Genomic DNA, 23,995 nt, shown 5'->3' on the forward strand with positions numbered 1-23,995 from the left:
ACCGACATGACTTCCTCCTCACGCTCCGCCGGCCGTGCGCCGGTCCTGCTCGACAGCGCGGGCCTGCGCGCCGCCGTGTTCAGTTCGTTCACCAAGCTCGCGCCGCAGCACGCGTTCAAGAATCCGGTCATGGCCGTGGTCTGGCTGGGCACGCTGCTCACCGCCGGCCTCACGCTGGCCGGCGCCACCCCGCCGGGCATCGGCTGGGCGGTGACCGCGCTGCTGTTCGTCACCGTGCTGTTCGCCAACTTCGCCGAAGCCGTCGCCGAAGCGCGCGGCCGCGGCCAGGCGGCATCGCTGCGCCGCGCCCGCAAGGACCTCGTCGCGCGTCGCATCGACACGCCACTGGGTGGCACCGAGCGCCGGATTCCTGCCGCCGAACTGAAACCCGGTGACTACGTCATCGTCTCCGCCGGCGAACAGATCCCGGCCGACGGCGAGATCGTCAAGGGCCTGGCCACCATCAACGAGTCCGCCGTCACCGGCGAATCGGCGCCCGTGCTGCGCGAAGCCGGCACCGACCGCAGCGGCGTGATCGGCGGCACCAAGGTGCTGTCTGACGAGATCGTGGTGAAGGTCACTGCCGAGCCCGGCCACAGCTTCCTCGACCGCATGATCGCGCTCGTCGAGGGCGCCAACCGGCAGAAGACGCCGAACGAGATCGCACTCGGCCTGCTGCTGCTGACGATGACGCTGACCTTCCTCATCGTCGTCATCTCGCTGCCCTTCATCGCCGGCTTCGTCGGCGCGAAACTCGATCCGCTGCTGCTGGTCGCGCTGCTGGTCTGCCTGATCCCGACCACCATCGGCGGCCTGCTGCCGGCCATCGGCATCGCCGGCATGAACCGTGCGCTGGCCGCCAACGTGCTGGCCAAGTCGGGCAAGGCGGTCGAAGTCGCCGGCGACGTCGACGTGCTGCTGCTCGACAAGACCGGCACAATCACCCATGGCGACCGCCAGGCCACGCTGTTCCATGCGCTGGCCGGCGTCGACCGCGAACAGCTGCGCGATGCGGCGATGCTCGGCTCGCTGGCCGACCCCACGCCGGAAGGCAAGTCGATCGTGACGCTGGCGCGCGAGCAGGGCGGCGTACTGGTCGATCCGGACCATGCGCAGTTCGTCGCCTTCACCGCGCAGACGCGCATGTCCGGCGTGGATCTGCCCGACGATGGCCGTGGCCATGTCCGGGTGATCCGAAAGGGCGCGATGGACGCGATCCTGAAGCATGTGCAGGCGCTCGGTGGCAACGTCCCCGCCGAACTCACCGCGCGCGTCGAACAGGTCGCGCGCAACGGCGCCACCCCGCTGGTCGTCAGCGACGGCAACCACGTGCTCGGCGTGGTCGAGCTCTCCGACGTGGTCAAGCACGGCATCAAGGAGAAGTTCGCCCATATGCGCGCCATGGGCATCCGCACGGTGATGATCACCGGCGACAACCCGCTGACCGCCGCCGCCATCGCCGCCGAAGCCGGCGTCGACGACTACATCGCCGAGGCGCGCCCCGAGGACAAGCTGGCACGCATCCGCCAGGAGCAGGCCGGCGGTCGTCTCGTCGCGATGGTCGGCGACGGCACCAACGACGCGCCCGCGCTGGCGCAGGCCGACGTGGGCCTGGCGATGAACTCCGGCACGCAGGCGGCGAAGGAGGCCGGCAACATGGTCGACCTCGATTCCGACCCGGCCAAGCTGCTGGAGGTCGTCGAAGTCGGCAAGCAGCAGCTGATCACCCGCGGCGCGCTGACCACCTTCTCGCTGGCCAACGACGTGTCGAAGTACTTCGCCATCCTGCCGGCGCTGTTCGCCGCCGCCATCCCGTCGATGGGCGCGTTGAACGTGATGCAGCTGTCCAGCCCCACCAACGCGGTGCTGGCGGCGCTGATCTTCAACGCGATCATCATCCCGCTGCTGATCCCGCTGGCGTTGCGCGGAGTGCGCTTCCGACCGGCCGGCGCCACTGCGCTGTTGCGCCGGAACATGCTGGTCTACGGCGTCGGCGGCGTGCTGCTGCCGTTCGCCGCGATCAAGCTCATCGACCTGTTGCTGGCCGCCGTCACCGGCGCCTGAGGAGTTGCCATGAACGTTTCCCCGCTGTCTTCCCCGCCGGTGTGGCGCGCCTCGCTGATGCTGGCGCTGATCACGCTGTTCGGCTTCGGCCTGTTGTATTCGCTGGCCGGCGCCGGCCTGGGCCGCGTGCTGTTTCCGCACCAGGCCACCGGCAGCCTGATCGAGCGCGACGGCCAGGTGATCGGTTCGTCGCTGGTTGCGCAGCCGTTCGCGGACGACCGCTACGTCCAGTCGCGTCCATCCGCGGCCGGCTACGACGTGATGGCGCTCGCCGGCAGCAACCAGGCGCGTACGAATCCCGATCTGCGCGCGCGCATCGATGAAGCACGCACCGCCGTCGTTACCCGTGAAGGTGTCGCTCCCGCCGATGTGCCCGGCGATCTGGTCACGCAGTCCGGAGGCGGCATCGACCCGCACCTGTCGCCGGCGTCGGTGCAGATCCAGGTCGCCCGTGTCGCGCGTGTCCGAGGTCTGCCGGTCAGCGACGTCGAGCAGTTGGTCGCCGAACATACCGAAGGACGCCAGTTCGGCCTGCTGGGTGCGCCGCGCGTCAACGTGCTGGAACTGAATCTGGCGCTGGATGCGCGTGGAAAGCCCGAGTAAGGCGACATGGATCTAGCTGGGCAGAGCGAGGATTGGCTTTCTCTTCTCCCCCGCTTGCGGGGGAGAGGATGCCGAAGGCAGGTGAGGGGGCGAACGAAGCCGGCGTCGCGTCCGTGCCTGGCGCTGCTGCCGCGTCTGGCCCCCTCACCCCAGCCCTCTCCCCCGCCTGCGGGGGAGAGGGGGCGAGAAGCGAGGTTGCCAGTCAGGATGGTCAACAACCCACCATCGCCAGCGAACCAGAAAGGTGCGCCGCCGAAGAAAGTTTCCTCGCGCGCAGGGTTCAAACGTGCGCTGACGAAGAAAATTCATTCGCTTCGCAAGGAAGAAAGGTGCGACGACGACGTCCATCGCCTCGCGCACGAGGTCCTACACCTCGACGACGAGGAAAACTTCCTCGCTGCCGAACCTGAAAGATTCAGGGGGTCGAGGTTTTCAGGTGAGACGACAACGAAACCGGCATCGCGGCCAAACCAGAACGGTGCGCAGCCGAGGAAATTCGCTTCGCGGACAAGGCATTCCTGCTTCTCCATCGAGGAAAACTTCCTTGAAAACGCACCTCGCGCATATGCAGGTCACCACGACGGTATCGCCGGTCCCCCATGCCGCCGCGCCACCTGCTCGCTGTGACACGACTACAGGCACACTATCGCCATGACCGACGCCCGCGACCGCCAGGCCGATGCCCTGATCGACCACCTGCAGCGCGAGCAGGGCGGGCGGCTGACCATCTTCCTGGGCGCAGCGCCCGGGGTCGGCAAGACCTACACCATGCTGTCGCGGGCGCGCGAACTGCGCCGGCAGGGCAAGGACGTCGTGGTCGGCATCGTCGAGACGCACGGGCGCGGCGAGACCGCCGCGCAGACCGAGGGGCTGGAGATCCTGCCGCGCCGGCGCGTGTCCTACCAGAGCCGCTGGCTGGACGAAATGGACCTGGACGCGTTGCTGGCGCGGCGCCCGCAGATCGCGCTGGTCGACGAACTCGCCCACCGCAACGCGCCGGGCAGCCGGCATGAGCGCCGCTGGCAGGACGTGATCGAACTGCTGGACGCCGGCATCGACGTCCACACCACCATCAACATCCAGCATCTGGAAAGCCTCAACGACGTCGTCCACCGCATCACCGGTGTGCGCGTCAGTGAGACCGTGCCGGACATCGTGTTCGACCGCCTGCGCGACATCGTGCTTGTCGACCTGCCGCCGCGCGAGCTGATCGAGCGGCTGCACCAGGGCAAGGTCTACCTGCCCGAACAGGCGGCGCAGGCGCTGCAGGCGTTCTTCTCGCCGTCGAACCTGATCGCGCTGCGCGAGCTGGCGATGCAGACCGCGGCCGACCGCGTCGACAGCGACCTGCGCGAAGATCAGGCCGCGCGCGGCTTGCCCGGCCTGCCGTTGCGGCGGCGCGTGCTGGTCGCCATTGACGGCTGCGGCCAGTCCGACTATCTGGTGCGCGCCGCGCGCCGCATCGCCGAGCGCCGCGATGCACCGTGGAGCGTGGTGACGGTGCAGCCGTCGGAGGCGGTGGAAGCGGCCAAGCAGCACGAGATCGACCAGGCGTTCGCGCTGGCGCGCCGCCTCGGTGCGGACACCGAGGTGCTGCGCGGCGCGCGCATCGCCGATGCGCTGCTGGATCACGCCACGCAAAGCGGCGCCTCGACGCTGGTGCTGGGGCGGACGCGCGAGCGGCCGGTGGCGCGCATGTTCAACCGCACGCTGACCCAGCAGATCCTGCAGCGCGGTGCGCACTACGAACTGGTCATCATCAGCACGCCGGAAGCGCGCGCACGTGCGCGTCGCGGCGACACCGGCATCGGTAGCTGGCTGACGCGGCATGAGCTCGCGTTCGCCGCCGTGGCCTCGTTGCTCTCCATTGGCGTGGCCTGGCTGGCCGAGCGCTGGATGGGGCTGGAAGACGTCTCGATGGTCTTCATCGTGGCGGTCGTGCTGGTCGCATCGCGCACGCGGATGACCGCCGCGGTGCTGGCCGCGCTGCTGGGGTTCTTTGCCTACAACTTCTTCTTCATCGAACCGCGCTTCACCTTCAACATCACCGCCCGCCAAGGCGTGACCACGGTGTTCCTGTTCCTGATCGCTGCGCTGGTAGCAGGGCGACTGGCCTCGCGCCTGCGCATGCAGGTGGTGGCGCTGCGCGCCGCCAACACGCAGGCGACCGCCTTGCAGGCGCTGGGGCGCGAACTGGCCGTCGCCGCCGACCTGGGGCAGGTGCTGGCCGCCGGGCGCAAGGCGCTGGAACGCGCGCTGTCGGCGGAGGCGTGGCTGCGCGTGCAGGGCCGCGAGGAGCCGGCGACGACGACGCTCGCCGGCACCGACCTGGCCGCCGCCGACTGGGCGCAACAGCATGGGCAGGCGACCGGGCGCCACACCGATACCCTGGCAGGTGCAGGCCGCTGGTTCCTGCCGCTGCGCGGCGACCGCGGGACGCTGGGCGTGCTGGGATTGCGCTTCGACGACAGCGCGCCCCGATTGCTGCCGGAACAGCGGCGGCTGGCCGAGGCGATGGCTGAGGACATCGCGCAGGCCGTGGTGCGCACGCGGCTGGTGGCGGAACTGGAAGACGCGCGCGTCGGCGGCGAGACCGAGCGCCTGCGTTCGGCATTGCTGTCGTCGGTGTCCCACGACCTGCGCTCGCCGCTGGCCTCGATGATCGGCTCGGCCAGCAGCCTGGCCAGTTACTGGAACGCGATGGGCGAGGACGATCGCCGCAGCCTGCTCGAGACGATCCAGCAGGAAGGCGAGCGGCTGGATCGCTACATCCAGAACCTGCTCGACATGACGCGCCTCGGCCACAGCGGACTGACGCTCAACCGCGACTGGATCGGGGTGGACGAACTGCTCGGTTCGGCGGTCACGCGCCTGCAGCGTTACCAGCCCGGGGTGCGCGTGCAGACCACGGTGGCCGCGGACGTGCCGGCCATCTGGGTGCATCCGGCGCTGATCGAGCAGGCGGTGTTCAACGTGCTGGAGAACGCGGGCAAATTCTCGCCGCCCGACGAGCCGGTGCAGGTGGAGGCGAAGCTTGTCGACGGCGCACTGCGCATCGACGTGCGCGATCGCGGCCCCGGCATTCCGGAAGACGAGCGCAGCCGCATCTTCGACATGTTCTACAGCGTGGAGCGCGGCGACCGCGGTCGCCACGGCACCGGCCTGGGGCTGGCGATCTGCCAGGGCATGGTGGGTGCGCACGGCGGCAGCGTGGAAGCGCTGCCGGGGCCGGATGGTCGCGGCACGGTGATCCGGATTACCCTGCCGCTGCTCACTCCCGCCTAGGATCTGGTTTGACCTATACCGCGCCACCACCCGCGTCCGCCCCGCCGGCGCGCATCCTGGTGATCGACGACGAGCCGCAGATCCGGCGCTTCCTCGACATCAGCCTGCGCGCGCAGGGCTACGTGGTGGCGATGGCGGAGGGCGGCCGTGCCGGGCTGGCGGAACTGGCGGCGCATGGTGCCGACCTGGTGGTGCTGGATATCGGTCTGCCGGACATGGAGGGCCACGACGTGCTGCGCGAGCTGCGGCAGTGGTCGCAGGTGCCGGTGATCATGCTGACCGTGCGCGACGGCGAGATGGAGAAGGTCGCCGCGCTCGATGGCGGCGCCAACGACTACGTCACCAAGCCGTTCGGTGTGCAGGAACTGATGGCCCGCATCCGCGGCCTGCTGCGCACCCGCGCCGCCACCAGCGACGACGCGATGCCGGTGTTCGACGACGGCCACCTGCACGTGGACCTCGGCCGCCGCGAGGTAACGCTGGACGGTGAAGCCGTCGCGCTGAGCCGCAAGGAATTCGCCCTGCTCGCCCTGCTGCTGCAACACCCCGGCCGCGTGGTCACGCAACCGCAACTGCTGCGCGAACTGTGGGGCCCCAACCATCAGGACGACACCCACTACCTGCGCATCCTGGTGGGCAAGCTACGGCAGAAACTGCACGACGATGCGACCGCGCCGCGGTACATCGCGACGGAGCCGGGGGTGGGGTTGCGGTTTGTGGGGGTGGGATGAGGGTAGTGAAGCGGGTGTGCGAATCCGTTTTACCTTGGGGTGGTAGGGGGCTGACAGTCAGCAATGGACTCCGGAACAACGACCAACTCTGACGCAGGCCGTTCGGCCCACCTTCCGTGGTGGCCCATTCCCTTCGTATTCCTTGCCTACTTCGTGCTCTTCCTCTACTTCGTGGAGTCCGGGCAGACGATTCCGGCCATGGTGTTCGGAATCTTGGCATTGCCGGTCCTCATCGCTGCTTCGTTGTTTTCTGTGGCGGTGTTCGTCCGCTTGGTATTCGGTGTGTACAGAGGACGTCTCTCCTGGCTGGGCCTGTTGGCGTGGTTGGCCGTTGGAACAGCCTGCGCAGTGATGGCCGCACAGATTCTTCGGTAGTTCCCCAGAGGTGGCGGACCTTGCCCTGTGGGCTGGGCCGTGCAGGGGCCAAGGTACAATGACGCCATGACGTCCCCCCGCATTCCCCACGAAGCCCTGCGCCTCTCGGTCGCCCCGATGATGGACTGGACGGATACGCACTGCCGCGTGTTCCACCGGTTGTTGGCGCCGAACGCGCGCCTGTACACCGAAATGGTGCACGCGCAGGCGGTGATCCACGGCGACCGTGATCGCCTGCTGGGGTTCGACACCGTGGAGCATCCCGTCGCCGTGCAACTCGGCGGCAGCGAGCCCGAAGACCTGGCGCAGGCCGCGCGCATCGCGCAGGACTGGGGTTACGACGAAGTGAACCTCAACGTCGGTTGCCCGTCGGATCGCGTGCAGGCCGGGCGCTTCGGCGCCTGCCTGATGAAGGAGCCTGCGCTGGTGTCCGAGTGCGTCGCGGCGATGATCGAGGCGGTGGGCATTCCCGTTTCGGTGAAATGCCGCCTGGGCGTGGACGAACAGGAAGACTACGACCTGTTCCGCGCCTTCATCGACACGGTGGCCGCGACCGGCTGCAATACGTTCTTCGTGCATGCGCGCAAGGCCTGGCTGCAGGGCCTGTCGCCGAAGGAGAACCGCGAGATCCCGCCGCTGCGCTACGACTGGGCCTATCGCCTGAAGCGCGAGCGCCCGGAGCTGACCATCGCGCTCAACGGCGGCATCACCACGACCGCGCAGGTGCACGAACACCTGCAGCACAGCGACGGCGTGATGATCGGTCGCGCTGCCTACCACGAGCCTTATGCGTTGCATGAAATGCAGGTGGCGCTGTTCGGTGGCGAGATGCGGTCGCGCGTGGATCTGCTGCGCGCTTGGCGCCCCTACGTGGAGACGCAGTTGGCCAAAGGCGTGGCACTGAAGCACCTGACCCGGCACGTGCTGGGCCTGTTCCATGCCCAGGTCGGCGGACGCGCGTTCCGCCAGATCCTCAGCGAAGGCGCGCACAAGCCTGGCGCGGACTGGTCGCTGGTGGAGCAGGCGCTGGCCGCGACCACGCGCGAACTGCGCCCGGCGGCCTGAGCATGATCACGCGCGATATCGCCGCCTTCACCGCGTTCGCGCGCGCGCTGGCGACCGACTTCGGTCCGGCGACCGCGCGCGCGGCCTTCGTGGTGTCGCCGGATGGCTTCATGCGGGCCGAGCAATCGGCGCAGGACAACCGCTACATGGCGGAGGCCGGCGCGTTCGACACCGGTGCCGCATTGCGCGAGCACCATGCGTTGCAACGCGCACTGGGGCAGGACGTGCCGGTGGTCTGCTTCCCTGGCGACGAGGCGACGCCGGATGCGGTGTTCCCGAACAACGTGTTCGCCACAGCCCGCGTCGATGGCGAACCGAGGTTGATCGTCGGCCGCATGCGCCACGAGGTGCGGCAACGCGAGGCGGGCAGGGCGGACATCCGCGGATTCTTCCGCGACACCCTCGGTTACGCCGAGATCGATCTTTCCAGCCAGCCGCATCCCTGCGAGCTGACGGGGGCACTGGTTATCGACCGTGCGCGCGGCATCGGCTTCTGCGGCCTGTCGGAACGCTGCGACGAGGCTGGCGCGGCCCGGATGCATGAGGCCTTCGGCCTGCGCGCCACGCTGATGTTCGATCTCGCGCCCGGCGAGTACCACACCAATGTGCTGCTGGCGGTGCTGGCCGGCCGCGCGGCCCTGGTGTATCCGGGTGGCTTCGCCACGCCGGATCTGCTGCCGGCCCTTGAGGCGCTGTACCCCGGCGGGGTCGTAGCGCTGATCGCCGATGAACAGGCGGCCTTCGCTGGCAACGCCATCGCGTTGGCGGCAGGGAAGGTATGGATGAGCCGGCGTGCCCACGAAGCGCTGCGGCCCGCCACCGTGGCCGGGCTGGCGGCGTCGGACTTTGCGGTGCACAGCGTGGCGCTGGACGCGATCGAAGCCGGCGGCGGATCGCTAAGATGTTGTGTTGCCGAGGTTTTCTGACGGTTCAGCTGGCTGAATGCGGGGCACGACCCTGTGGATAAATTCAGAACGGATTCACCGCCGCGGTCCAAGACTTCACTTCCATTCTCCAGAGGCGGTTTCGGGTTCCGTTCAGTTTCGCGACCCCAGTTCCGTTACGATTCCGTTATGCGTTTTCGTACCCCGACCCTAGCCGCCCTTGCCTTGGCGGTGCTCGCCGCCATCACCGGTACTGCTGCGGTGCACGCACAGGACGACCGTGGTCGCGGGGACGCGCCGCCGTCGCGGGAGCGCGGCGCACCGCGCAGCGACGACCGTGGTCACCGCAACTCCATGTCCGACTCGGTGCGCCGCGTGCGCAGCGATTCGGGCAACCAGGTATTGAGTGTCGAACGCATGCAGTACGACGGCCGCGATGTCACGCGCGTCAAGTACATCGACGACCGTGGCCGCGTGCGCACGCAGACGCAGGACGACATGGGGCCGTCGCGCCGCGACGCCGATTCGCCGGTCCGGCCGCGCCGCGACATCGCTCCGCCGCCTGCACGCGGCGATAACCCCTCGCGCCCGTAGTCTTACGTAGAATCCACGCTCATCATGAGCACGTCCGTGGCCGGTTCCGCGCCACGCGCAATACCTAAGGAGAGTCCATGCGTATCCTGCTGGTCGAAGACGAAGCCCCCCTGCGTGAAACCCTGGCAGCGCGCCTGAAGCGCGAAGGCTTTGCGGTCGACGCCGCCCAGGACGGCGAGGAAGGTCTCTACATGGGCCGCGAAGTGCCGTTCGACGTGGGCATCATCGATCTCGGCCTGCCGAAGATGTCGGGCATGGAGCTGATCAAGGCGCTGCGCGACGAGGGCAAGAAGTTTCCCGTGCTGATCCTGACCGCGCGCAGCAGCTGGCAGGACAAGGTCGAAGGCCTGAAGCAGGGCGCCGACGACTATCTGGTCAAGCCCTTCCACGTGGAAGAACTGCTGGCCCGCGTCAACGCGCTGTTGCGCCGCGCGGCGGGCTGGAGCAAGCCGACGCTGGAATGCGGTCCGGTCGCGCTGGATCTGGCGGCCCAGACCGTCAGCGTCAACGGCAGCAACGTCGACCTGACCAGCTACGAGTACAAAGTGCTCGAATACCTAATGATGCACGCGGGCGAACTGGTCTCGAAGGCAGACCTGACCGAGCACATCTACCAGCAGGACTTCGACCGCGACTCCAACGTGCTGGAAGTCTTCATCGGCCGCTTGCGCAAGAAGCTGGACCCGGACGGCGAGCTGAAGCCGATCGAGACCGTGCGCGGCCGCGGCTACCGCTTCGCGATCCCGCGCAGCGGCGAAGGCTGATGCCCCGCGCCGGCATCGCCTGCATTTGATGCCCGCGCCACCCTCCGGCGCCGCGCCATCCGCGCCCGTCGGCCGTGACCGGTTCGACGGGTGGCGGCCGCGTTCGTTGCGTGCCCGCCAGCTGCTGGCCGCCAGCCTTGCGCTGCTCGCCTTCCTCGCCCTGGCTGGGTATGCGTTGGACCGTGCGTTCGTCGACACCGCCGAGGACAACCTGCGCCAGCGGTTGAAGAGCTACGCGCTCTACTACACCGACAAGGTGGAGTTTGGGCGCAACGGCACGCTGATCCCTCCCTACAACACGCCAGATCCCCGCTTCGACATGCCCGACAGCGGGATGTACGCGCAGGTGGTGCTGCAGGGTGTGCCGCCGTGGGGTTCCAACTCCACGCTGGGTCCCGAGCTCCCGGTGCCGCGGATGCTGGGTGCGCTGGAAGAATCGTTCGAGGGGCCGTTGCCGATCCGTCGCGCCGACGGCAGCGACAGCGAGGCGTACCGCTATGGCGTGGGCTATGCCTGGCCGGCGACGCACCAGCATGCGGAGATTCCATACAGCATCTACATCTTCGAGGATGCGCAGGCACTGAGCGCGCAGATCCGCGTGTTCCGCGGCTCGCTGTGGGTCTACCTCGGCGGCGCAGGGGTGATCCTGCTGCTGCTACAGATGCTGGTGCTGCGCTGGAGCCTGCGCCCGCTGCGACGGGTGATCTTCGAGCTCAGTCGCGTGCAGCGCGGTGAGCTGTCCGGCATGACCGAGAGTCATCCGCGCGAACTCGAGCCGCTCACCGACAGCATCAACGCCTTCATCGAGAGCGAGCGCGAAAACCTGGAGCGCCAGCGCAACACGTTGGCCGACCTCGCGCACAGCTTGAAGACACCGATCGCCGTGCTGCGGACGCAGCTGGACAGCGGCGGGGGCGATCCGCAGGCCTTGCGCGAAGAATTGGACGTGCAGCTCAAGCGGATGAACAACCTGGTGTCCTACCAATTGGCACGCGCGGCCTCCAGCGGCCACAAGCTGTTCTCCGCCGCCGTGGCCATCGAGCCGCATGCCGAGGAAATCGTGCGCGGGCTGGAGAAGGTGTACGCCGCCAAGGGCGTGATCTGCGAGTTCGAGATCGATCCGCGTGCGCGTTTCCACGGCGAGACCGGCGACCTGCAGGAACTGATGGGCAATCTGCTGGAGAACGCCTTCAAGTGGGCGCGTTCCCGTGTCCTGTTGACAGTGACCGTGGGTGCGACAGCGCCGCAGCGGCGTGCCGGCCTGTTCATGGCCGTCGACGACGACGGACCGGGCATCGCCGAGGAGGATGTGGCGAAGGTCCTGCAACGCGGTGTGCGCGGCGATGAGCGCGTGCAGGGGCATGGCATCGGGCTGTCGATCGTGCAGGACCTGATCCGCGACTATCGCGGCGAGTTGCAGGTGCGGCGATCGGAGGAACTGGGTGGCGCGCGCTTCGAGGTGAGGTTGCCGCCGGGCCTGTGATTCAGGCCGCCGCGCCGGCCATCGGCGAGGGGCCGTAGAAACGCGCCAGATGCGCCGCCACGTCCGGCATGGCCTCGGCCAGCACGTCGGGCGCCGAGAAGTGGTACTCGGTGGTCACCGCAAAGAACTCTTCGGGCGCTTCCGCGGCGTACGGGTCGATGGCGGTGTCATGGCCCAGGTCGACCTGCATGCAGAAGTCGTCGTAAGCGCGTTGGAAGTCGCGCGCCCAGCGACCGTGCCACGCGTCCGGCAACGGCGGCGTGCCATCGAGCTCGCCATCCAGCACGTCCAACTTGTGCGCCATCTCGTGGACGGCCACGCAGAAGCCGGCGTCGGGTTCGGCGATGTCGGCCTGCACGTCGGCCCAGGACAGGATCAGCGGTCCCTGGTCCCACGCTTCACCGGCCAGATCGTCTTCCCACTCGTGCAGCACGCCGGCCGCGTCGGTGTGCGTGCGCTGCACGCGGAATGCGTCCGGGTAGACGATCAGTTGCGACCAGCCGCGCAGGCCGGCCTCGCCGTACTCGAGCAGGGGCAGGCAGCACAGCGCGGCCAGCTGCGCGCGATGCGCCTCGTCGAGGATCAGTCCGGCCAGCGGCGTGATGGTCTTCTGGTGCAGGAAGCGCGCCGTCAGTGCGCGCAGGCGCTCCGAGCGCTCGTCGTCCAGCGCCGATACCCATGGGGTAGCGGTGCGCACGCGGTGCCAGAGAGTGTCGTCAATCGACGGGGAAGGGCGCCGCAGGCGGCGCAACAGTCCGATCACCGGGTGCCGCCGTCCGCGTCAGCGGAACATGCCCGGCAGGAAGCTGTGCCACTTCGAGCCGCGGCTGCGCGGCAGTGGAGTGTCGTCGTCATCGCCACCGCCACGCGAGGTGGCAGGCGTCAGCGAGGTCGGCGCACCGTACTTGCTGCGCACGGCGGTGGCGCGCGCGCGGCGCGCATCCGATGCGGTCGGCACGGCATCGACCGGACGTTCGGCGACCGCACGGTCGGCGACGTCCTGGCAGGTACCGGTGGTGCCGTTGGCGATGCCGCGACCGTTCTGGGCGAATACCGCCGCCGAGGCAACGAGAAGCAGCAGGGCAAGGCTGGCGCGAAGCATCGGAGGGACTCCTGTCGGTCGGTTACAGCGGCCAGATGACGCCGCCGACTATAGCCGGATTGGCGGCGGCCGGCACGGATCCGTCCCCTCCGTGCGACGAAACGGCGGTCCGTGGCGACGGATCGAGGAAAACGGGCGATGGGCTGCTGCGTCGCAGCAGGCGGCTGGCCCGGCTTCCGGCAGACTCGCGCCATGCCGAGCCCTCCCGACCGCCCGCTGACCGCCCCCGCCCTGCGCCTGGCGCTGATTGCCGGCGCTCGCCGGGTCATCGCGGCCCGGGATGGGTTGAACCGGATCAACGTGTTCCCGGTGGCCGATGGCGATACCGGTAACAACCTCGCTTCCACCCTCGGCAGCGTGCTGCACGGCGCGCTGAGCCAGCCCAGCCAGCATGCCGGCGACCTGCTCAGCCGGGTCGGCAACGACGCGATCGACGGCGCGCGCGGCAATTCGGGCGCCATCTTGGCGCAGTTCCTGCACGGGGTAGCCGAACGCGTCCGCCCCCTGCCCGAACTGGACGTCCGCTCGCTTGCCGCCGCCGTGCGCCAGGGAGCGCAGAGCGCGCGGCAGGCGCTGGCCCAGCCGGTCGAGGGCACCATCCTGAGCGTTATCACCGCATTCGCCGACGAACTGGATGCGGCGGCGGACAGTGCGCAGCCCGATACGCGCAGCGGATTCACCCGGGCACTGGTGCGGGCGCGTCGCGCGCTGGCCGATACCCCGCGGCAGATGGCGCTGCTGCAGAAGGCCGGTGTGGTGGATGCGGGCGCGCAGGGCTTCGTCGATCTGCTGGAAGGCATCGCCGAGTTCGTCGAAGGCGGTCCGCGGGCGGTCCGCATGCGCACGGGTGCGCCGGTGGCGGCCAACGATGCCGGCGTGCCCTTGGCGCACGACCACGAGATCGATCCCGGCCGCCGCTGGTGCACCGAATGCCTGCTGCTGGGCGAGGCGTTGGATCGCGAGCGGCTGCGCTCGGCCCTGGAAGCGCTTGGCGCCGACTCCATCGTCATCGCGGGCGGTGTGTCCCGACTGCGCGTACACGCCCACACCGGCTCGCCGCAGGCGCTGTTCGATGCCTGTGCAGCGCAGGGACGCGTGGAAGGCATGAAGGCCGACGACATGATCCGGCAGCAGGCGATCGCTGCCGCGCCGCAACCGCTGATAGTGGTCACCGACAGCGCCGCCGACCTGCCGGACGACATCGCCGAGCGCCATGCGATCGGGGTGGTGCCGGCGCGCGTGGATCTGGACGGTCGCGATTATCTGGACAAGATCGGGCTGTCGACCGCCGAGTTTTATCGGCGCATGGCGTCGTCGCGCCAGCTGCCGCGCACCAGCCAGCCGCCGCCTGGCGATTTCCGCCGGCAGTTCGAATTGTCGCTCGCGCACCATGCGCGCGTGCTGTACGTGGGTCTGTCGCGCGCACTGTCGGGCACGCTGCAGTCCGGCGAGCATGCGGCGGCGCGCGATCCGGGGCGGCGGGTGCGCGTGTTCGACACGATCAACGCAGCCTGCGGGCAGGCCCTGCTGGTATGGCGTGCCGCCGAACTGGCGGCCGAAGGGCGGGACGAGGCCGAGGTGGTCGACGAACTGGAGCGCCTGCGCCCGCTCACGCGGATGTGGGCCATCGCGCCGGACATTTCCCATGCCGTGCGCGGCGGACGCATCCCGCGCTGGGCGGCGCCGATCGCCCGGCTCAGCGCGCTGACGCCGATGGCGAAGATGAGCGTCGATGGCCGCATGGTCGTCGCCGGCTTGCTGCTGACGCGCGCGCGCGCGCCCGAGGCGTTCGCGCAGCGGGTCGTGCGCCAGTTGGATGCGGGGCAGCGCTGGCGCCTGATCGTCGGGCACTGCGATGCGCGTGCCGAAGGCGAGCGTCTGCTCGCGGCGTTGCGCACCCGGTTGTCGATCAGCGAGGACCGACTGGTAGAAACCGGGGCCGCCATCGGCGCGCACGCCGGGCAGGGCGCCTTGATCGTGGCGGTGCAGCCGGCGCCCGATGCCTGAGCCGGTGAGGGCGTGGCCCATAATGGCGTCATGCTGACCGCCTGCCTGTTGCTGTTCGCCTACCTGATCGGCTCTGTGTCGGGCAGCCTGATGCTCGGCCGCCTGCGTGGCGTGGACATCCGCACGCAGGGCAGCGGCAATGCCGGCGGCACGAATGCCTTCCGCACGCAGGGCGCGAAGTTCGCACTGGGCGTGGTGCTGATCGATATCGGCAAGGGAGCGCTGGCGGCGTGGCTGGCACTGCGGTTCGCGCCGGGCGAAGGACCACTGTCGCCGCGCGCACTGGGATTCCTGGCGGTGTTCGTCGCGGCGATGGGCCATGTCTGGCCGGTCTGGCATGGGTTCCGCGGCGGCAAGGGCGTCGGCACGCTGCTGGGTGGCATGGCGGTGCTGTGGCCGATGGTGCTGCTGCCGTTGTTCGCGGCGTGGTTGGGCGTGCTGGTGACGACGGGTTACGTCGGCCTGGCATCGATCATCGCCACCGCCTGCCTGGTGCCGCTGGCGTGGTGGATGCCGGTCGATCGTGCCGCCCAGGTGTTCGCGGTGACCGCGGCGTTGCTGGTGCTGTTCACCCATCGGGTGAATGTCCGCCGCCTGCGCGAAGGCACCGAGTCGCGCTTCGAGCGTGCGCGCATCTGGCGACGACGCGCATGACCGGCGAGCGCGAACTGCTGCAGCGCCTGATCGAAGGCCCGGTGTCCGGTGATGCACTGGCGCGCGATGCCGGCCTGACGCGTGCCGCGATGTGGAAGCGCATCGAGGCGCTGCGCGAAGGCGGTGTACGCATCGATGCGCAGGCCGGGCGTGGCTATGCGCTCGCCGAACCGGTCGAATTGCTGGACGCCGACCGCATCCGTGCGCAACTGCAGGCCGCGACCGTCGGTGCCCTGTCGTCACTCGAGGTGGCGTGGTCGCTGGACTCGACCAACAGCGAGTTGCTCCGGCGCAAGGCACCCGAGCGCGGTCTCGACGCCTTGCTCGCCGAGCAGCAGACGGGCGGCCGCGGCCGTCGCGGGCGACAGTGGGCGTCGCCGATCGCATCGAATCTCTATCTGTCGCTGTCGCGGCAATTCTCCGGTGGCCTCGCGCGCTTGGGCGGCCTCAGCCTGGTGGTCGGCGTGGCGGTCGCCGAGGCGTTGAAACAGGCCGGCTACGATGCCGTGGGCGTGAAGTGGCCGAACGACCTGCTCGCGCACGGCCGCAAGCTTGGCGGCATCCTGGTCGAAGGCGGTGGCGAACACGGGGGTCCGGTACGCGCGGTGATCGGCATCGGCGTGAACGTACGCATGCCGGCACCCATGGCCACCAGCATTGATCAGGCGTGGACGGATCTCGCCCGGCTGGCCGATGGTGCGCCGTCGCGCAACACGCTGGCGGCGCAGTTGCTGGATGCCCTGCTGCCGGCGCTGGAGCAGTTCGATCACGACGGCCTTCCGCCCTTCCTCGCGCGTTACGCCGCACTGGATGTGCTGGCGGGGCGCGCCGTCACCGTGCATGGTCCTCAGGGCGACGAGCAGGGCGTGGCCGATGGTATCGGCGATGACGGCGCGCTGAGGGTGAACATGGGGCAGGCTGTGCGGCTGGTGCATGCAGGCGAGGTCAGCGTGAGGGCGACATGACGCAGTGGGTGTTCGACCTGGGGAACTCGAGGGTGAAGTGCGCGGCGCTGCATGCCGATGGCACGCTCGGCCATGTGCAGGCCATCGCGTACGACGAAGGCTTCGTCGCATCGCTCGACGCGATGCTGCCGCCGACCATGGCGAAGGAAGCCTCGATGGCCGTCGTCGCCAGCGTGGCATCGCCGGCGCGCACGGCGGCCGTCATCGACTGGCTGACCCTACGATTCGGCGTCATTTCCCTCCCGCGCACGCAGCCTGTGCTGGCCGGCGTGCGCATCGCGTACGACGAGCCCGCGCGGCTGGGCGTGGATCGGTTCCTCGCGCTGCTGGCCGCGCGTCGCCGCGCGGCCCGGAGCTGGCTGGTGGCAGGCGTGGGCACGGCACTGACCGTCGACCTGCTGGATGCGCAGGGTCTTCACCGAGGCGGTCGCATCGCGCCTTCGCCCCACCTGATGCGCGAGGCTCTCCACGCCGCGGCCGGACAACTGCCGGTGACGGGAGGCCACTACGTCGAGTTCGCTACCGACACGCTCGACGCGCTGGCGTCCGGCTGCGACGGCGCCGCGCTGGGTCTCATCGAGCGCAGCCTGCTGCAGGCGGAGGACAGGCTGGGCGAACGGCCGGCATTGCTGTTGCATGGCGGTGGCGCCGCCGGCTTGATGCCCTGGTTGCAGGGCGCAGTGCTGGCGCCATCCCTCGTGCTGGAGGGATTGGCTGTCTGGGCGCGCCTCGATGGCGATGCGTGAGCGCGGCTAGAATCACGGCATGCTGATCCGCGCCCTGATCGTCCTGCTGGTCGTCCTGAATCTGGGCGCCGCCGCCTGGTGGCTGACACGCCCCGTGGCGCCGCCTGCGCCGCCACTCGCTCTGCCGTCGGGCGTGGCCCGCCTGCAATTGGTGGACGAGCCCGCTTCGCCGGCGAGTGCGCCGACGGCATCGGCCGCGACCTTGCCCGCCGCCGAAGCTTCCATCGCGGCCTGTTTCAGCCTGGGGCCTTACACGAGCCAGGCGGCGGCCACTCAAGCGCAGGCGGCGACCGCGGGGCGACTGTTGCGCACGCGTCTTCGTGAAATCCCTGGCACGAGCGCCAGTGGCTATCAGGTGGTGATCCCGCCGTCCGCGACGCTGGAAGATGCGCAGGCCATCGCGGCGCGTATCGGTGCAGCGGGCTTCGACGATTTCCTGGTGGTGCGCCAGGGCGATCAGGCGAACGGGATTGCCCTGGGGCGCTATCGCAGCCGTGAAGCCGCGGACCGTCGCCTTGCGCAACTGCAGGCCGCGGGTTTCGGGGCAGCACTGCAACCGGTGGGTCGCGCCGGTCCCAGCCTGTGGTGGCTGGATGCGGGTGTGGCGGACGGTGTGGACGCGGCCGAAGTGGCGCGTACCGCATCCAGCGGTGTCCCCCAGCCCCTCGAATGCACCGCGCTGCGCTAGAATTGCGACCCGCGCCGCTTTAGCTCAGCTGGTAGAGCAACCGCCTTGTAAGCGGTAGGTCATCCGTTCGATTCGGATAAGCGGCACCATGTTCCTGCGGCCGATGGCGCGACCGTGCTGCGATGCCACAGTCCCGTCATTGCCGACCACTTAGACTGTGCGCCTGTTTTCCACAGGACGTACCCATGAGTCGAGCCTTTCCCCCGGTCTCCCTGATCGGCGTGCCCACCGACATCGGCGCTGGACATCGCGGTGCACGGATGGGGCCGGATGCGCTCCGCATCGCGGGTCTGGGCGAAGCGCTGGCGGCGCGCGGTGTGGACGTGATCGATACCGGCAATGTGCAGGGACCGTCCAATCCATGGACCGGGCCCGTCGCGGGCTATCGCCACCTCGATGAGGTCGTGGCGTGGAACCGCGCCGTGATGGACGCCACCGCGGCGGAACTGGACCGTGGACGCCTGCCGATCATGCTGGGCGGCGATCATTGCCTGGCGATGGGATCCATCACCGCGGTCGCGCAGCATTGCCGCCGGGCCGGCAAGAAGCTGCGCGTGCTCTGGCTTGACGCGCATTCCGATTTCAACACCAGCGAGGTCACACCGTCGGGCAACATCCATGGCATGCCGGTGGCGTGCCTGTGCGGGATAGGTCCCGATGCGCTGACGAAGCTTGGTGGCGATTCCCCTGCGATCACGCCCGCGATGGTGCGGCAGATCGGCATCCGTTCGGTCGATCCGGAAGAGAAGAAGCTGATCAAGGACCACAGGGTCGATGTGTACGACATGCGCTACATCGACGAGGTCGGCATGAAGCGCACGATCGAGGCCGCACTGGAGGGCGTCGACGGCGATACTCACCTGCACGTCAGCTTCGACGTGGACTTTCTCGACCCCAGCATCGCGCCGGGCGTCGGCACCACGGTACCGGGCGGTCCCAACTACCGCGAGGCGCAGCTGGTCATGGAGATGATCGCCGATACGCGACTGATGGGGTCTTTGGATATCGTCGAGTTGAACCCGGTGCTGGACCGTCGCAACCGCACCGCCAAGTTGACCGTGGATCTGGTGGAAAGCCTGTTCGGCAAGTCCACGCTGATGCGCGACTGACGCCGGCCGCGATTGGGAAAACTGCGACTGAACAGGCCATAGGCGGCTTCACGTGGCCTATACGCTACGCCGCTGAAGGTGGCTGCACACGCCACCGCGGCGTCGGACGCACCTGCGGTGGCTCCCTGTCCAATCCAAGGAGGCGACTCATGAAGCGTGCAATGGCCCTGTTGCTGATGGCGATGTTCTCGATGGCGGTCCTGTCCGGTTGCAACACCGTGGCCGGCGCCGGCAAGGACGTCCAGAAGGTGGGCGAAAAGGTCGAAGACAAGGCCCAGGACTGCAAGGACGGCCGCTGCTGATCGCACCGGTCCCGCGCGCCTGAAAGCGGGGTCGCGGGGCGATGACGGGGCTGGGGCGACCCGGCCCCCGTCGTTCCGGCCGGCCCGTTGGTCAGGCGCCAGCCAGTGTGGTTGAATCAGACTCGCCGCACGCGACGACAGGGCACGCCGCCCGCATCGCACCCTTTCCACCTATGTCGAGGAGTTCTGCCATGAAGCGTTTTTCCGCACTGATCGTACTGGCCCTGTTGTCGATTGCCGTGCTGTCCGGCTGCAACACCGTGAAAGGCGTGGGCAAGGATGTGCAGAAGGTCGGCGAGAAGGTCGAGGACGCGTCCGGCAAGTGACGCGATTCCGTCGCAAGAAGAAGGCCGCCTCCGGGCGGCCTTCTTCGTTTCCGGCGGCCTGGAAGCGACCCGCGCGTATTCACGGTTGAGAATGCGGGCTCATGCCGGTGAACGGTTCAGCGATTCCTAATGGCGTGTTGACGTCGGGTTGATCGTCGCGCAACGGAGGCGTTGCGATGCTGTCCGCGCGGCGCCCCCTGCCGCTCAATCAAGTGAGGCAACACCATGAATCAGGACATCATCGCCGGTAACTGGAAGCAGCTGAAAGGCAAGATCCAGGCGAAGTGGGGCGACCTGACCGATGACGACTTCAAGGTCGCGGAAGGCAATGCCGAGTACCTGACCGGCAAGCTGCAGGAGCGTTACGGGTACGACCGTGACCGTGCCAACACCGAAGTCGAGGATTTCCAGCGCACGCTGCGTTCGGACAGCACGTTCAAGCACTGACGCGCGCAATCATGCTGACGGACAGTACAAGACGGGCCGCGCAATGCGGCCCGTCTTCTTTCGTGCGCCAGGATCAGCGGTAGCGCGGCGGGTCGGCGACAAATCCGCCGGGGAATGCGCGCGGGCTTTCATCGCGCCACGTCGGTCCATGACGACGGGGAACCACGCCCAGCGCGACCAGTCGGCGGTACTCGTCGTAGCGCACTTCGCTCACCTGCTCCGGCTGGCGGGTCGCGCGGTCGAACCCCGTTCGCGACGTCGGTGACCACTCGCGACCGCCGTGACCGGTACCGATGCTCTGCTGCCTGGCTGCGTCGTTGGCGGCGATGCCACGGGAGGAGCCCGCTGGCGCGGCGGCTTCGGCTTCTGCCCGCTTCTCCATCGATCCGCGCGCGATCGGCGGTGGCGTGTACTGCGGATAGCGGTAGGCACGGGCCTCTCGGAACGCGGCAACGCCGATCACGCCGACGTTGCGCGGCCGTCCCGTCCGTGCGGCGTAGCTGTCGCCGAGGTCGGTGAATACGAACTGCGCCACGTCATTCATCGACTTGCGCCAGCCGGTGACCTCCGTGGTCTGCCACGGCTCCAGCACGTAGCCGGCCTGCGAGGGGTTGGCGGTCTGGCCGGTGATGGCGTTGATCCCGTCCACGGACAGCACCACCAGCACGCGCTCGCCCGTCGTGTTGGTCAGCCGGACGCTGTAGCGGTTGCCGGGCGTGCCGGCGACCCAGAGATCGCCCCGGTGCGGATGCTGTGCCAGCCATTCGCCGGTGTCGCGGTCGACCACGCTGACGTCGACCAGCGGACCGGCATGGGCGGGTGCGCAGGCAAGCAGGGCCAGCGTGGCGAGGGATGCGAGGATGCGGTGCAGCATGTCCGTTCTCCTGGTGGGGACGTTGCTGCGAACGGCCGGCCGGAGGCAACGGGGTTGTCCGGGTGGACGATGCCGGTGCCGGTTAAGCCGCGGGCAGGGTGCGCCTGCGACGCCGTGTCGCAGGCCTTGGGTCCGCATGCCCTGGCCCCAGCCGGTAAACTGGCCGCTTTCCCGCATTCCCCCGCACTGCACATGACCACCCGCGTCCTTACCGGCATCACCACCTCGGGCACGCCGCACCTGGGCAACTACGTCGGCGCCGTGCGCCCTGCCGTGGCGGCCAGCCGCGCCGCGGATACGGAAAGCTTCTATTTCCTGGCCGACCTGCACAGCCTCATCAAGGCGCAGGACCCGGGGCGCACGCAGCGTTCCACGCTGGAGATCGCGGCGACCTGGCTTGCCTGTGGCCTGGAGCCGGACAAGGTGTGGTTCTACCGCCAGAGCGACGTGCCGGAGATCACCGAGCTGACCTGGTTCCTGACCTGCGTGGCGGGCAAGGGCATCCTCAACCGCGCGCATGCCTACAAGGCGGCGGTGGACAAGAACAACGCCGACGGCGAAGACCCCGATGCGGGGGTCAGCGCCGGCCTCTTCATGTATCCGGTGTTGATGGCCGCGGACATCCTGATCTTCAACGCGCACCAGGTGCCGGTGGGGCGCGACCAGATCCAGCACATCGAGATGGCGCGCGATTTCGGCCAGCGCTTCAACCATGTGTACGGCAAGGAGTACTTCACCCTGCCCGAGGCGCTGATCGACGACAACGTGGCCACGCTGCCCGGTCTCGACGGCCGCAAGATGAGCAAGAGCTACCACAACACCATTCCGCTGTTCGCGCCGCGCGACGAGCTGAAGAAGCTCGTGTTCTCGATCCTGACCGATTCGCGCGGTCCGGGCGAGCCGAAGGACACCGAGGGCTCGGCGCTGTTCCAGTTGTATCAGGCGTTCGCCAGCCCGGATGAAACGCGCGTGTTCGCGCAGAAGTTCGCCGACGGCATCGGCTGGGGCGACGCCAAGCAGCAATTGTTCGAACGCATCGATGCCGAGATCGCGCCGCTGCGCGAGAAGTACGAAGCGCTGATGGCGAAACCCGGCGACATCGAAGCGATCCTGCGCGACGGTGCGCGCCGCCTGCGCGAGCGTTACGCCACGCCGTTGCTGGCGGAGCTTCGCCATGCCGTGGGCCTGCGCGACCTGTCGCAGGTGCCGGTGGTGGAAGCGAAGGTCGCGCCGTCCAAGGTCGCGCTGCCGGCATTCAAGCAGTACCGCGATACCGATGGCCGGTTCTACTTCAAGCTGGCGGATGCGGACGGCAACGTGCTGATACAGAGCAACGGCTTCGACTCGCCCAAGGACGCCGGCAAGCTGATCGGCGTGCTGAAGCAGGCCGAGCAGGCCGATGCGATGCAGACGCCGGCGATCGTGCTGCAGGTGCCGGTCGACGAAGCACTGGCGGCACTGGCGGCGTTGCGCGCCGCGGAGGCCTGAGCATGCCGTATCTCGCGGTGATCCTGTTCCTGCCGTGGTTCCTGCTGCTCGGCTCGCTGTTCTGGCTGTTCCCGCGCCAACCGCGCAATGCGCGTCGCAAGGGCTTCGACCTGGCGGTGCTGGCGGTGGCGTTCGTGCTGAGCTTCATTGGCATGCAGTGGGGCTATGCGCTGGGCGCTGCCGATGTCGGCACCGGCGCGATCTGGAAGCAGGTGCTGGCCACGCTCGTGGCGTACGGCGCGTTCCTGTTCGTGCTGACGCTGGCGGTGCCGCTGCGAGGCTGGTGGTTGTCGCGAGGCTGATGCCGTCAGCGGATGGACCGTTCCACCAAAGGCGGGTCGTAAGGCCGCGATACCGGGACTAGAATCGGATCATCCGTCCCCACACAGGTACGCGGATGAGCCTGCACGGCATCCATACCATCGACACCGCGTTCCAGCGCGATCATTTCGACGCGGCGTATCTCGTCGTCGAAGACGGTCGCGCTGCTTTCATCGATTGCGGCACCAACCATTCCGTGCCCCACCTGCTCGCTGCGTTGCAGCGGGCTGGCGTGACGCCCGAGGACGTCGACTTCCTCATCGTCACCCACGTGCACCTGGACCATGCCGGTGGCGCCGGCCTGCTGATGCAGCACCTGCCCAATGCCACACTGATCGCACACCCGCGCGCGGCGCCGCACCTGGTCGATCCGACCAAGCTGATCGCCGGCGCCACGGCCGTTTATGGCGAAGAAGAGATCCAGCGAAGCTACGGCGCGATCCAGCCGGTGCCGGAATCCCGCGTGCGCGTCGTGGGGGATGGCGAGGTCGTGATGCTGGGCGAACGTCCGCTGCTCTGCATCGACACGCCGGGCCACGCGCGCCACCACCATTGCGTGTGGGACGAACGCAGCCGTTGCTGGTTCACCGGCGATACGTTCGGGCTGTCCTACCGCGAACTGGACGGCCCGCAGGGTGCCTTCATCCTGCCGACCAGCACGCCCGTGCAGTTCGAGCCGGTGGCGCTGAAGGCCAGCATCGCACGCATGGTCGCGCATGCGCCGGAGGGCATGTACCTGACCCACTATGGCCGTGTCGGCGATGTCTTGCGACTGGCACACGCGCTGTACGAACAGATCGATGCGATGGTGGCGATCGCCGACAGTTGCGACGGGCGCGCCGATCGGCATCGCTGCCTGACCGCGGGCTTGACCGCGTTGTATCTGGAGCGCGCGCATGCGATGCAGGTGCCGCTGGCGGACGAGGATGTCGCGCGCATTCTGGCGATGGACATCGAACTGAATGCGCAGGGCCTGGGCGTCTGGCTGGACCGCGGGCGTCCGTGAAGCCCGCAGGTCTATGAATTCTCGTTTGTGGGAGCGACGTCAGTCGCGATGACGGACCTTGCGCTCTTCATCGCGACTGACGTCGCTCCCACGTCCATCCTTTAGACTCGCG

25 protein-coding genes and 1 tRNA gene are annotated in these 23,995 nt (G+C 68.6%); 23 read left to right on the forward strand and 3 right to left on the reverse strand.

What is annotated here, in order from left to right:
* The first annotated feature begins 6 nt into the window (after positions 1-6).
* The 10 genes from kdpB to ACSQ1W_RS00935 all read left to right on the forward strand — a co-directional run bounded on the left by kdpB (position 7) and on the right by ACSQ1W_RS00935 (position 11,848).
* Positions 7-2,064 carry a potassium-transporting ATPase subunit KdpB gene (gene kdpB, locus ACSQ1W_RS00890; protein WP_436041302.1) on the forward strand — a complete coding sequence of 686 codons (2,058 nt, stop codon included), beginning with the start codon at positions 7-9 and terminating at the stop codon, positions 2,062-2,064.
* Positions 2,065-2,073: 9 nt separating this feature from the next.
* Positions 2,074-2,667 carry a potassium-transporting ATPase subunit KdpC gene (kdpC, locus tag ACSQ1W_RS00895; RefSeq protein WP_436041303.1) on the forward strand — a complete coding sequence of 198 codons (594 nt, stop codon included), beginning with the start codon at positions 2,074-2,076 and terminating at the stop codon, positions 2,665-2,667.
* A gap of 207 nt (positions 2,668-2,874) precedes the next feature.
* The gene (locus tag ACSQ1W_RS00900) at positions 2,875-3,294 is read left to right on the forward strand and encodes a hypothetical protein (RefSeq protein WP_436041304.1); all 420 of its coding nucleotides are present in this window, start codon (positions 2,875-2,877) and stop codon (positions 3,292-3,294) included.
* A 24-nt stretch (positions 3,295-3,318) separates the two neighbouring features.
* Positions 3,319-5,952 carry an ATP-binding protein gene (locus tag ACSQ1W_RS00905; protein ID WP_436041305.1) on the forward strand — a complete coding sequence of 878 codons (2,634 nt, stop codon included), beginning with the start codon at positions 3,319-3,321 and terminating at the stop codon, positions 5,950-5,952.
* An 8-nt stretch (positions 5,953-5,960) separates the two neighbouring features.
* Positions 5,961-6,683, forward strand: a complete 723-nt coding sequence (locus ACSQ1W_RS00910; protein ID WP_436041306.1) for a response regulator — start codon at positions 5,961-5,963, stop codon at positions 6,681-6,683.
* A gap of 441 nt (positions 6,684-7,124) precedes the next feature.
* Entirely contained in the window at positions 7,125-8,123 is a 999-nt protein-coding gene (gene dusA / locus ACSQ1W_RS00915; protein ID WP_436041307.1) for a tRNA dihydrouridine(20/20a) synthase DusA, read from the forward strand.
* A gap of 2 nt (positions 8,124-8,125) precedes the next feature.
* Entirely contained in the window at positions 8,126-9,049 is a 924-nt protein-coding gene (locus ACSQ1W_RS00920) for an arginine deiminase-related protein (RefSeq protein WP_436041308.1), read from the forward strand.
* Positions 9,050-9,196: 147 nt separating this feature from the next.
* Positions 9,197-9,601, forward strand: a complete 405-nt coding sequence (locus ACSQ1W_RS00925; RefSeq protein ID WP_436041309.1) for a hypothetical protein — start codon at positions 9,197-9,199, stop codon at positions 9,599-9,601.
* A gap of 77 nt (positions 9,602-9,678) precedes the next feature.
* Positions 9,679-10,365: a response regulator transcription factor gene (locus ACSQ1W_RS00930; protein WP_055937106.1), complete on the forward strand. Its 687-nt coding sequence runs from the start codon at positions 9,679-9,681 to the stop codon at positions 10,363-10,365.
* A 28-nt stretch (positions 10,366-10,393) separates the two neighbouring features.
* The gene (locus ACSQ1W_RS00935; RefSeq protein ID WP_192270696.1) at positions 10,394-11,848 is read left to right on the forward strand and encodes an ATP-binding protein; all 1,455 of its coding nucleotides are present in this window, start codon (positions 10,394-10,396) and stop codon (positions 11,846-11,848) included.
* Between the two features lies 1 nt (position 11,849).
* On the opposite strand, the gene ACSQ1W_RS00940 is transcribed toward ACSQ1W_RS00935, so the two are convergent.
* Both ACSQ1W_RS00940 and ACSQ1W_RS00945 read right to left on the reverse strand, forming a co-directional pair.
* Entirely contained in the window at positions 11,850-12,545 is a 696-nt protein-coding gene (locus tag ACSQ1W_RS00940) for a zinc-dependent peptidase (protein ID WP_436041310.1), read from the reverse strand.
* Positions 12,546-12,629: 84 nt separating this feature from the next.
* Entirely contained in the window at positions 12,630-12,950 is a 321-nt protein-coding gene (locus tag ACSQ1W_RS00945) for a hypothetical protein (protein WP_192270694.1), read from the reverse strand.
* Positions 12,951-13,142: 192 nt separating this feature from the next.
* Between ACSQ1W_RS00945 and ACSQ1W_RS00950 the strand changes: the two genes are divergently transcribed.
* The 10 genes from ACSQ1W_RS00950 (at position 13,143) to ACSQ1W_RS00995 (ending at position 20,194) form a co-directional block, all read left to right on the forward strand.
* Positions 13,143-14,957 (forward strand): DegV family protein, encoded by a 1,815-nt coding sequence (locus tag ACSQ1W_RS00950; RefSeq protein ID WP_436041311.1) that lies wholly within the window; start codon positions 13,143-13,145, stop codon positions 14,955-14,957.
* A 30-nt stretch (positions 14,958-14,987) separates the two neighbouring features.
* Entirely contained in the window at positions 14,988-15,611 is a 624-nt protein-coding gene (gene plsY / locus ACSQ1W_RS00955; RefSeq protein WP_436041312.1) for a glycerol-3-phosphate 1-O-acyltransferase PlsY, read from the forward strand.
* Positions 15,608-16,576, forward strand: coding sequence for a bifunctional biotin--[acetyl-CoA-carboxylase] ligase/biotin operon repressor BirA (gene birA, locus ACSQ1W_RS00960; protein ID WP_436041313.1), 969 nt, complete (start codon positions 15,608-15,610; stop codon positions 16,574-16,576). Before plsY ends, birA begins: the two co-directional genes overlap by 4 nt.
* Positions 16,573-17,322 (forward strand): type III pantothenate kinase, encoded by a 750-nt coding sequence (locus ACSQ1W_RS00965; RefSeq protein WP_436041314.1) that lies wholly within the window; start codon positions 16,573-16,575, stop codon positions 17,320-17,322. Before birA ends, ACSQ1W_RS00965 begins: the two co-directional genes overlap by 4 nt.
* Before the next feature lie 19 nt (positions 17,323-17,341).
* On the forward strand, positions 17,342-18,010 hold the full coding sequence (locus ACSQ1W_RS00970) for an SPOR domain-containing protein (protein WP_436041315.1): 669 nt from the start codon (positions 17,342-17,344) through the stop codon (positions 18,008-18,010).
* Positions 18,011-18,023: 13 nt separating this feature from the next.
* Positions 18,024-18,099, forward strand: a tRNA-Thr gene (locus ACSQ1W_RS00975).
* 96 nt (positions 18,100-18,195) lie between these two features.
* Entirely contained in the window at positions 18,196-19,119 is a 924-nt protein-coding gene (gene rocF / locus ACSQ1W_RS00980; RefSeq protein ID WP_436041316.1) for an arginase, read from the forward strand.
* A gap of 149 nt (positions 19,120-19,268) precedes the next feature.
* A complete protein-coding gene (locus tag ACSQ1W_RS00985; protein WP_436041317.1) occupies positions 19,269-19,421 on the forward strand; it encodes an entericidin A/B family lipoprotein in 153 nt (50 codons plus the stop codon).
* Between the two features lie 191 nt (positions 19,422-19,612).
* Positions 19,613-19,747, forward strand: coding sequence for an entericidin A/B family lipoprotein (locus ACSQ1W_RS00990; protein ID WP_192270678.1), 135 nt, complete (start codon positions 19,613-19,615; stop codon positions 19,745-19,747).
* A gap of 225 nt (positions 19,748-19,972) precedes the next feature.
* Positions 19,973-20,194 (forward strand): CsbD family protein, encoded by a 222-nt coding sequence (locus tag ACSQ1W_RS00995; protein WP_062358006.1) that lies wholly within the window; start codon positions 19,973-19,975, stop codon positions 20,192-20,194.
* A gap of 73 nt (positions 20,195-20,267) precedes the next feature.
* Here ACSQ1W_RS00995 and ACSQ1W_RS01000 read toward each other — a convergent pair whose 3' ends face one another.
* Positions 20,268-21,068, reverse strand: coding sequence for a hypothetical protein (locus ACSQ1W_RS01000; protein ID WP_436041318.1), 801 nt, complete (start codon positions 21,066-21,068; stop codon positions 20,268-20,270).
* Positions 21,069-21,260: 192 nt separating this feature from the next.
* On the opposite strand from ACSQ1W_RS01000, the gene ACSQ1W_RS01005 reads away from it, so the two are divergent.
* The 3 genes from ACSQ1W_RS01005 to ACSQ1W_RS01015 all read left to right on the forward strand — a co-directional run bounded on the left by ACSQ1W_RS01005 (position 21,261) and on the right by ACSQ1W_RS01015 (position 23,883).
* The gene (locus tag ACSQ1W_RS01005; RefSeq protein ID WP_436041319.1) at positions 21,261-22,556 is read left to right on the forward strand and encodes a tryptophan--tRNA ligase; all 1,296 of its coding nucleotides are present in this window, start codon (positions 21,261-21,263) and stop codon (positions 22,554-22,556) included.
* Positions 22,557-22,558: 2 nt separating this feature from the next.
* Positions 22,559-22,858: a hypothetical protein gene (locus ACSQ1W_RS01010; protein WP_334179276.1), complete on the forward strand. Its 300-nt coding sequence runs from the start codon at positions 22,559-22,561 to the stop codon at positions 22,856-22,858.
* A gap of 95 nt (positions 22,859-22,953) precedes the next feature.
* Positions 22,954-23,883, forward strand: a complete 930-nt coding sequence (locus ACSQ1W_RS01015) for an MBL fold metallo-hydrolase (protein WP_436041320.1) — start codon at positions 22,954-22,956, stop codon at positions 23,881-23,883.
* Positions 23,884-23,995: the final 112 nt, after the last annotated feature.

The organism is Pseudoxanthomonas sp. LjRoot143 (assembly GCF_964252945.1).
GTDB lineage: Bacteria > Pseudomonadota > Gammaproteobacteria > Xanthomonadales > Xanthomonadaceae > Pseudoxanthomonas_A.

Bases quoted from the DNA above. Each gene is read 5' to 3' on its own strand.
- ACSQ1W_RS00950 (WP_436041311.1), top strand. From the start codon at position 13,143: ATGCCGAGCCCTCCCGACCGCCCGCTGACCGCCCCCGCCCTGCGCCTG.
- ACSQ1W_RS01000 (WP_436041318.1), bottom strand. From the start codon at position 21,068: ATGCTGCACCGCATCCTCGCATCCCTCGCCACGCTGGCCCTGCTTGCC.
- ACSQ1W_RS00920 (WP_436041308.1), top strand. From the start codon at position 8,126: ATGATCACGCGCGATATCGCCGCCTTCACCGCGTTCGCGCGCGCGCTG.
- ACSQ1W_RS00970 (WP_436041315.1), top strand. From the start codon at position 17,342: ATGCTGATCCGCGCCCTGATCGTCCTGCTGGTCGTCCTGAATCTGGGC.
- ACSQ1W_RS00995 (WP_062358006.1), top strand. From the start codon at position 19,973: ATGAATCAGGACATCATCGCCGGTAACTGGAAGCAGCTGAAAGGCAAG.
- ACSQ1W_RS00930 (WP_055937106.1), top strand. From the start codon at position 9,679: ATGCGTATCCTGCTGGTCGAAGACGAAGCCCCCCTGCGTGAAACCCTG.
- ACSQ1W_RS01005 (WP_436041319.1), top strand. From the start codon at position 21,261: ATGACCACCCGCGTCCTTACCGGCATCACCACCTCGGGCACGCCGCAC.
- ACSQ1W_RS00900 (WP_436041304.1), top strand. From the start codon at position 2,875: ATGGTCAACAACCCACCATCGCCAGCGAACCAGAAAGGTGCGCCGCCG.
- ACSQ1W_RS00990 (WP_192270678.1), top strand. From the start codon at position 19,613: ATGAAGCGTTTTTCCGCACTGATCGTACTGGCCCTGTTGTCGATTGCC.
- dusA (WP_436041307.1), top strand. From the start codon at position 7,125: ATGACGTCCCCCCGCATTCCCCACGAAGCCCTGCGCCTCTCGGTCGCC.
- ACSQ1W_RS00905 (WP_436041305.1), top strand. From the start codon at position 3,319: ATGACCGACGCCCGCGACCGCCAGGCCGATGCCCTGATCGACCACCTG.
- ACSQ1W_RS00945 (WP_192270694.1), bottom strand. From the start codon at position 12,950: ATGCTTCGCGCCAGCCTTGCCCTGCTGCTTCTCGTTGCCTCGGCGGCG.
- ACSQ1W_RS00925 (WP_436041309.1), top strand. From the start codon at position 9,197: ATGCGTTTTCGTACCCCGACCCTAGCCGCCCTTGCCTTGGCGGTGCTC.
- ACSQ1W_RS01015 (WP_436041320.1), top strand. From the start codon at position 22,954: ATGAGCCTGCACGGCATCCATACCATCGACACCGCGTTCCAGCGCGAT.
- rocF (WP_436041316.1), top strand. From the start codon at position 18,196: ATGAGTCGAGCCTTTCCCCCGGTCTCCCTGATCGGCGTGCCCACCGAC.
- ACSQ1W_RS00935 (WP_192270696.1), top strand. From the start codon at position 10,394: ATGCCCGCGCCACCCTCCGGCGCCGCGCCATCCGCGCCCGTCGGCCGT.
- ACSQ1W_RS00985 (WP_436041317.1), top strand. From the start codon at position 19,269: ATGAAGCGTGCAATGGCCCTGTTGCTGATGGCGATGTTCTCGATGGCG.
- plsY (WP_436041312.1), top strand. From the start codon at position 14,988: ATGCTGACCGCCTGCCTGTTGCTGTTCGCCTACCTGATCGGCTCTGTG.
- kdpB (WP_436041302.1), top strand. From the start codon at position 7: ATGACTTCCTCCTCACGCTCCGCCGGCCGTGCGCCGGTCCTGCTCGAC.
- birA (WP_436041313.1), top strand. From the start codon at position 15,608: ATGACCGGCGAGCGCGAACTGCTGCAGCGCCTGATCGAAGGCCCGGTG.
- ACSQ1W_RS01010 (WP_334179276.1), top strand. From the start codon at position 22,559: ATGCCGTATCTCGCGGTGATCCTGTTCCTGCCGTGGTTCCTGCTGCTC.
- ACSQ1W_RS00965 (WP_436041314.1), top strand. From the start codon at position 16,573: ATGACGCAGTGGGTGTTCGACCTGGGGAACTCGAGGGTGAAGTGCGCG.
- kdpC (WP_436041303.1), top strand. From the start codon at position 2,074: ATGAACGTTTCCCCGCTGTCTTCCCCGCCGGTGTGGCGCGCCTCGCTG.